This window comes from Alkalibacterium sp. s-m-28 (genome assembly GCF_054658175.1).
This window is the reverse complement of sequence record NZ_BAAGIQ010000087.1, coordinates 1-7649: the sequence shown is the minus strand read 5'-3', so window position 1 is coordinate 7649 and position 7649 is coordinate 1. Positions and strand designations below refer to the sequence as shown.

Sequence of the window (7649 nt, the reverse complement as noted above, 5' to 3'; positions counted from 1 at the left end):
CATTTTTGTTTTATACTTATCCATGCTGTAAGTCCTTTGTTTTGGTCTTGGATAAGTCATCCAACCCCATTATAAAGGACTTTTTTATGTCATGAAACAGTTAAATTTTTAATGCAACACTAGTGGTCGAACATATAAAAAAACCCAAAACAAGACATCTGTCCAGTTCTGGGTTACTTTCTTCAGTTTGTTAATCATCACTGATATTTTCCGAATATTCTTGGCTGACTTCAATACGCACTGATGAGCGACGAATCATCAAATGAGCTCTTTGCAGATACGGTTCTTTTGGTTTTTCTGCCAGAGCAGCTTCTGCTTTTTGACGATCTTGTTCAGCACGCTCTAAATCAATTTCTTCTGGTGGCTGAGCGATTGTTGTGAAAATATTAATATTATCATCGTTAACCTCAGCAATTCCACTAAAAACGGCAAGTTTTCTTTCGACATCATTATTAATGAAGCGAAGGATTCCGTCTCCTAAAACAGTAGAAATACGTTCATGTCCTGGAAGAACACCAATATTTCCATCCAGCACCCGCATGATAACCATATCAGCTTCTTCTTCAAATTTGACTCCACGAGGTGTTGTAATAGTTAAATTAAGTTTCTTTTTATTATTTAATTCATCCATTTTTAATCACCTTGGTCATTCTTATACTTTTGAACAACGTCATCTATGGAACCAGCATTTAAGAAATACCCTTCTGGAATACCATCATGTACTCCGTCAAGAATTTCCTTAAATCCTTGAACTGTCTCCTTAATCGTTACATGTTTACCTGGAACAGTTGTGAATTTCTCTGCTACATAGAAAGGTTGAGATAAGAAACGCTGAACCTTTCTTGCTCGGTTAACGGCTAGTTTATCCTCTTCAGATAACTCGTCCATTCCTAATATTGCTACAATATCCTGTAAATCTTTGTAACGCTGAAGAATATTTTGGACACGATGGGCAACTTGGTAATGCTCTTTTCCAACGATATCTTCTTCTAAAATACGTGAAGAAGATTCTAATGGATCAATCGCTGGGTAAATGCCTTGTTCCACAACGGAACGAGATAAAATAGTTACTGCGTCCAAGTGGACAAAAGTCGTCGCTGTTGCTGGGTCTGTAAAGTCATCTGCCGGCACATAAATGGCTTGTACAGATGTAATCGATCCGGATTGAGTGGATGTGATTCTTTCCTGCAATGCACCGATTTCTGTTGCTAAAGTGGGTTGATAGCCTACTGCACTGGGTGTACGTCCGAGTAAAGCCGATACTTCTGATCCAGCTTGTACAAATCGGAAAATATTGTCTACGAATAATAGAACATCTTGCTTCTCTTCATCTCGAAAATATTCCGACATTGTGAGCCCTGTTAGAGCCACACGCATACGGACTCCTGGCGGTTCGTTCATTTGACCGAATACTAAAGAGGTATTGTCAATAACACCCGAATCTTTCATATCGTAGTATAAGTCATTCCCTTCACGGGTACGCTCCCCTACTCCGACAAAGACAGATCGGCCGCCATGTTCTTGTGCGATACTGTTAATCAGTTCCATAATGAGAACTGTCTTCCCAACACCGGCACCGCCGAAGAGACCAATTTTACCTCCTTTTGAGAAGGGACATAATAAATCGATCGCTTTAATTCCTGTTTCTAACATCTCAGGTTCCGCTTTTTGGTCTTTAAGAGCTGGAGCATCTCTATGAATGGACCATTTCTCTTCGGATTCTATTTCAGGACCGTTATCGATTGGCTCTCCTAATACGTTAACCATTCGTCCTAAGACTTCTTGTCCTACAGGAACGGAAATAGAAGCACCTGTATCAATAGCTTCCATTCCACGAGTCAAGCCATCAGTCGGATGCATGGATACACAGCGCACTCTATTGTCTCCAAGGTGCTGCATGACTTCTAAGACGATTGTATCCTCTTTATAGTCGACCTCGATGGCATTGTATAAAGCGGGTAAGTCATCATCAAATTGAAGATCGACAACAGACCCGATGATTTGAATAATGTTTCCTTTGTTTTTAATAGTCATCCGTACCTCCTTTTTTCATACTTTCTGCACTTCCTACTATTTCACTTAATTCTTGCGTAATTTCAGCTTGACGTTTTCTGTTATAGACACGATTTAGATCCTCGACCAAGTCATTTGCATTTTTACCTGCCGCATCCATGCTGACCATACGAGCCGCTTGTTCACTGGTATGGGCTTCTGAAAAGGCACGGAATAAACTCATATGCAGATACAATGGCACGACATGGTCTATGAAGTTATCTGTCCCTGGTTCGAATTTAATATCAGTAATATAATTCTCATCACTTTCATCCATTTCAACAGGTAACAGTTTTTCTATCTTTGGTTCAAGTGTTAAGACGTTCTCAAAATGAGTATAAACGAGATAGACTTCTTCTATGTCAACCTCGTCTGATAAAAAGACATCATGTATATTCTGAGCCATGTTCTCAGTACCATAAAATACATTATCGTCCGAGATATCATAAACTGAACGTATAATATCTTTTCCTTCTCTTTTAAAGAAGTCTATACCCTTCGTTCCAACGACGATTAATTTTTCATTTTTACCTTTATTCATGTGTTTCAAAGCTTTGGATAAAATGTTTGAGTTATAACTTCCAGATAAACCTCTGTCACTTGTTAAAACAACATAAAGAGTGTTCTTTGTATCTGTTCTTTCTTTAAAGAACTTATGCTCAGCATTCTCCATTTGTTTGCCTAACTCAGTGACGATACGTTTCAAATTAAGGTAAATCGGACGGATACCATCTAAGGATTCTCTCGCTCTGATTAATTTTGTGGATGCGACCATATCCATGGCCTTAATAATTTGTTCCACAGAACTAACGTTGGCAATTCGTTTTTTTATATCTCTTGTAGAACTCAGATCTATCCCTCCCTAGCTGTAATCGTGTTGGTTTTTAACGTCTTTAATTAAACTATCTATTTGATCGGCTAATTCGTCTGTCAAGACTCCTGTTTCTTTCAATTCTTTTTTAATTTCAGGAGCCACATTGCTGATATGTGAAAGTAAATCTCTTTGGAATTTTCTAATATGTCTCATATCAATATCTGTTAAATGCTTTTGACTTAAAGCATAAAAAACCAGAACCTGATCTTCTATCGCCATAGGTCTATACTGAGACTGTTTGAGTACTTCCATAATACGTTCACCATGATTCAACCGTTCGAGCGTGTCTGGATTCAAATCAGATCCGAATTGAGAAAAAGCAGCCAGTTCTTTATACTGGGCAAATTCTATACGGAGAGGTCCGGCTATTTGTTTAATAGCAGGGATTTGAGCGGCTCCTCCTACACGGGATACGGACAAACCAGGGTTAATGGCTGGACGTACGCCACTATTAAATAAATCTGATTCTAAATAAATTTGTCCATCGGTAATGGAAATAATATTTGTCGGAATATAAGCTGAGATATCCCCTTCTTGGGTTTCAACTATTGGAAGAGCTGTTAAAGTTCCTCCACCGTACTCTTCACTCATTGAAGCAGCACGTTCCAATAAACGCGAGTGCAAATAAAATACGTCTCCAGGATACGCTTCACGCCCTGGTGGACGTCCTAATAGCAAGCTTATGGCTCTGTATGATACAGCGTGTTTAGATAAGTCATCATATACGACTAACACGTCTTTCCCTTGATTCATCCATTCTTCCGCTATCGCAGTTCCTGCGTAAGGTGTAATGTATTGTAAAGGTGCTGAATCACTTGCTGACGAGAAGACAACAGTCGTGTAGTCCATTGCGCCTGTTTCTTCTAACACACTGATAATGCGTGCCACTGTTGAAGCTTTTTGGCCAATAGCGACATAGACACAGTGCACATCCGTCTCTTTTTGGTTGATAATCGTATCAATTCCAATGGCCGACTTACCCGTTTCTCTATCACCAATAATTAACTCTCGCTGCCCTTTTCCAATGGGAACCAAAGCATCAATCGCTTTTATTCCAGTTTGTAAAGGCTGGTCAACCTCTCGACGCATAATGACACTTGGCGCTTGACTTTCAATCGGGCGATAATGATTTGCCGAAATAGGTCCTTTATCGTCAATTGGCTCACCTAAGGAGTTAACAACTCTCCCTAAGAGCCCATCACCAACGGGTACCTCTGTCATTCTTCCTGTTAAAGTGACTGGGTCTCCTTCTTTAATACCTGAATCTGATCCCATAACAACGACACCTATACTGTCTTCGTCTAGGTTTAATGCCATCCCTTGAGTTCCATCAGAAAATTCTAAGAGTTCACCACTCATGGCATTTTCTAATCCATGGACACGAGCTATACCATCACCTACTCGTATAACTGTTCCGGCTTCTGTAAAAGTATTTTCTGAAGCATAATTTTCTATCTGTTTTTTTATGACTTTACTTATTTCAGCTGGATTAACTGACATGGGCGACCCCCTCTCTTTTCAGTTTTTCTTTCATTTTAATGAGTTGTGTTCGGACAGTCCCGTCAAAAACGAACCCATCTATCAATATATAAAATCCACCAATCACATCAGGATCTACTTTCAAATGAAACTCTATGTCCATCTGTGTTTTTTTAGTGAGTAACTCTCTAATAGCCTCCACTTGTTTTTCAGTTAACTCTTTAGCTGAAACGACTGTGGCTTCTGTTTGATTTAACTGTCTTTTTATACGTGTAATTAATTCTGTTAAAGTTGGAATGATTAAGCCTTCTCTATTTTTATCAATCATTAAATGTAAAAAGTTTAATAAAAATGATTCAATGTGTTCAGAAAAAGTTGATTCAAATAATTGGTGTTTTTCTGAATCAGAGACATGAGGATGAAGCAAAAAAAATTGAACCTCTTCTTCATTTAAGGCATTGTTCACTAAAGTTGCTTCTCGTAATGTCTTTTTTATATTGTCATTTTCAATTGACAAATCATAGAGTGCTTGTGCGTAACGTTCTCTTAACTTTGCCATTTGGATTCCTCCAAATCAGTCAAAGCCTCTTCAAAAAGCTTTATATGGTCTTCTTCGTTAATAGAAGAAGCAACATATTTTTCAGCCATTAAAGCAGCCGTCTCAATAATATAAAGACGTGATTCATCCTGTATACGTTTTTTCTCGGCTTCCATACTCTTTTGCATGCGTGCTCTGGTTTCTTCAGCTTCTAATTTAGTTTCTTGGCGGATGAGGTCACTCTCTTCCTGAGCTTGAGCACGTGCTTCTTCTAGTATAGTAAGACGTTCTTTATTTATATTTTCAATTTTTTCTTCATATTCATCTATTAAATTTTTAGCTGTCAACATCGTGGCATCGGAGTCATCCAATTTCTCCTGAATGCTTTCTGTACGCTTTTGCATAAACTCTTTAACAGGATTGTATAAAATGGCTCCTAATATCACTGCCAATAAAATCCCGTTAAATAACTGAATGCCGATATCCATCAAGGTCTGTCCATCCAAACCAAAGACACGTCCTTCGGGGAGAGCTTGAGCTAAAAACCACATCTCATTTTGCAAGTAAACGACCCCTTTCTTATTAGACAGTTGTCTTGTTTCATTTTATTAGAGTAAGTTGACAAAAATTTCTACTAATGGATTGGCAAATAGCATAATGATGGCAATTAAGAGTCCGTAAATACCGGAAGTCTCTGCCATGGCTAGACCGACAAACATCGCACTTCTGATGTCATCACTTGCCTCTGGTTGTCTTGCGATTCCTTCAATGGCTGTTGAAACCACTTTCGACTGCCCAAATGTTGTAAATAGTCCGTTGAGTAATGCGATTGCAGCGGCAATATGCGCTGCGCTAATAATAGTTCCTAAAGTTTCCATATACATCCTCCATAAATTTTCTATAATTTTTTTACATAAATTAAGTCTTGCAATGAATTTTAATCTGCTGCGCCTTTAATATACATCATACTTAATATCACGAATATATAAGTCTGCAAAGCACCGATAATGACATCGAAAAATGCAGATAGAGCAGCTGGGATACCTATTTGAACAAGAAATGGTGTTAAACCATAATAAAGGGTCAGAATAATTGTACCTGACAATACGTTACCAAACAGTCGGAAACTGAGTGAAACAGGTTTAGCAAGTTCTCCAATTATGTTGAGTGGAAAAAAGATAAAGTGTGGTTCAAAAAAAGTTTTAAGGTAGTCCCCTTTATTATGTTTGAAACCTAAAATGAGCATGAGTAGAAAACTTGCAAAAGCAAGTGCGAAGGTCGTCGCAAAATCTGCAGTTGGTGCTCTTAACCCAAATGGACTAAGTAAGCTGGCAGATAAAACAAATACAAAGACCATGAAAAACCAACTACCGATGTAAGATAGTTTTGACCCCATGGTGTTAACGACGAAGGTATCAAACATTTCAACAATTGTCTCAATGATATTTTGGACACCTGTTGGAACAACTTTAAAGGACTTTAATTTTATTCGAGCAAGAATAGCTAAAACAATAAGAATACCCATAATAATCCATGTATTGACGATTGTTTCTGTAATTAAAATCTCAAATCCAAATATTTCTAGTATAGCTATATTGTTTATATCTAACATTGTTAATTGATCACCACCTTCATTCAATCTTAGTTTGAGTTATCCATTCATGACTGATTTAGTACTGTATGCGGCTAATTGATAAGATAATATACCGACAACTACTCCCCATAAATTAATACTGTCTACAAGAGCGCCGATAAGCAGAACAGCTCCAGAAATAAACAATCTTATTAAATGTTGAAGACTGACATATTTCCCTGCGTCTTTTTTATCCATTTTCATAGAAGTATTAACTGTCCGTTCTAGTAGAATGACTTTTAAAATACTCGTTATAGAACCTATTAAAATACCTAGTAAAAATGGAACAAATTCCATAGAACGGTAATATAAAAAAGCAAGCACTAAAGTAGCTACCGAGATGATACCAATCGAATAAATCATTTTTTTTGCTATTTTTGATAAAGTCACTTTATTCCCTCTTCACTATTTTGTTGGCATATCAAATAAGTATTTAATGGCCGCTCCGACACCAAGTAAGGAAAAGACTAATAGTAACCAAGGTGACGAGCCAAGTCTATTGTCTAAAAAACGACCTAATAATACCCCTATTAATATGGAAGCAGCTATCATAACTCCTATATGGGAGAAATTAGCTAATGCTCGTAAGGTCTCACTGTTTTTTTCTTTCTTTTTATTATCTGCTTTCTTGTTCAAAAAACCCTCCCCCAAGACATCCTTTTTTTCTCTTACTAAAAGTGCGTCAATATATAGTGTAACAATATTTGTGCTTTATCGCAATGTATTGTTACAAAAATCACTATGTTTTTTTATTTTTAATTGCATGTAAAGTACGTTTTATTTCCTTATTTGACGCTCACTTTTTAAGTTTAACATTAAAAGTTTATGTTTTTAATATTTTTCTTAGACTATTTTGTGGTTTTTGAAAATAACTTTGCTGTATTTTTCAGTCCTCTATTATATATAATACCAGTGTTACCTGAGAAAATCAGGTCATCACTATTACCACTAGTGTTGCATTAAAAATTTAACTGTTTCATGATATAAAAAAGTCCTTTATAATGGGGTTGGATGACTTATCCAAGACCAAAACAAAGGACTTACAGCATGGATAAGTATAAAACAAAAATGAC

At 37.1% G+C, this 7649-nt stretch carries 10 protein-coding genes; all 10 read right to left on the bottom strand.

Annotated features, from left to right (window positions below):
• Nucleotides 1–190 precede the first annotated feature (190 nt).
• The 10 genes from atpC to ACYQ4S_RS09760 are packed head-to-tail and all read right to left on the bottom strand — an operon-like array spanning nucleotide 191 to nucleotide 7212.
• Nucleotides 191–631 carry an ATP synthase F1 subunit epsilon gene (gene atpC, locus ACYQ4S_RS09805; protein ID WP_346025199.1) on the bottom strand — a complete coding sequence of 147 codons (441 nt, stop codon included), beginning with the start codon at nucleotides 629–631 and terminating at the stop codon, nucleotides 191–193.
• A gap of 2 nt (nucleotides 632–633) precedes the next feature.
• Entirely contained in the window at nucleotides 634–2034 is a 1401-nt protein-coding gene (atpD, locus tag ACYQ4S_RS09800) for a F0F1 ATP synthase subunit beta (RefSeq protein WP_346025200.1), read from the bottom strand.
• Complete coding sequence (gene atpG, locus ACYQ4S_RS09795) at nucleotides 2024–2902, bottom strand: ATP synthase F1 subunit gamma (RefSeq protein ID WP_459770875.1); 879 nt, start codon at nucleotides 2900–2902, stop codon at nucleotides 2024–2026. Before atpG ends, atpD begins: the two co-directional genes overlap by 11 nt.
• Before the next feature lie 12 nt (nucleotides 2903–2914).
• Nucleotides 2915–4426 (bottom strand): F0F1 ATP synthase subunit alpha, encoded by a 1512-nt coding sequence (gene atpA / locus ACYQ4S_RS09790; protein WP_346025201.1) that lies wholly within the window; start codon nucleotides 4424–4426, stop codon nucleotides 2915–2917.
• Complete coding sequence (gene atpH / locus ACYQ4S_RS09785; RefSeq protein ID WP_346025202.1) at nucleotides 4416–4964, bottom strand: ATP synthase F1 subunit delta; 549 nt, start codon at nucleotides 4962–4964, stop codon at nucleotides 4416–4418. Before atpH ends, atpA begins: the two co-directional genes overlap by 11 nt.
• Nucleotides 4952–5506 (bottom strand): ATP synthase F0 subunit B, encoded by a 555-nt coding sequence (locus tag ACYQ4S_RS09780; protein WP_346025203.1) that lies wholly within the window; start codon nucleotides 5504–5506, stop codon nucleotides 4952–4954. Before ACYQ4S_RS09780 ends, atpH begins: the two co-directional genes overlap by 13 nt.
• A gap of 45 nt (nucleotides 5507–5551) precedes the next feature.
• Nucleotides 5552–5821 carry an ATP synthase F0 subunit C gene (atpE, locus tag ACYQ4S_RS09775; protein WP_346025204.1) on the bottom strand — a complete coding sequence of 90 codons (270 nt, stop codon included), beginning with the start codon at nucleotides 5819–5821 and terminating at the stop codon, nucleotides 5552–5554.
• 59 nt (nucleotides 5822–5880) lie between these two features.
• The gene (locus ACYQ4S_RS09770; RefSeq protein ID WP_459770871.1) at nucleotides 5881–6555 is read right to left on the bottom strand and encodes a F0F1 ATP synthase subunit A; all 675 of its coding nucleotides are present in this window, start codon (nucleotides 6553–6555) and stop codon (nucleotides 5881–5883) included.
• Between the two features lie 39 nt (nucleotides 6556–6594).
• Entirely contained in the window at nucleotides 6595–6966 is a 372-nt protein-coding gene (locus tag ACYQ4S_RS09765) for an ATP synthase subunit I (protein WP_346025206.1), read from the bottom strand.
• Between the two features lie 15 nt (nucleotides 6967–6981).
• Nucleotides 6982–7212 carry an AtpZ/AtpI family protein gene (locus tag ACYQ4S_RS09760; RefSeq protein WP_346025207.1) on the bottom strand — a complete coding sequence of 77 codons (231 nt, stop codon included), beginning with the start codon at nucleotides 7210–7212 and terminating at the stop codon, nucleotides 6982–6984.
• Nucleotides 7213–7649 lie beyond the last annotated feature (437 nt).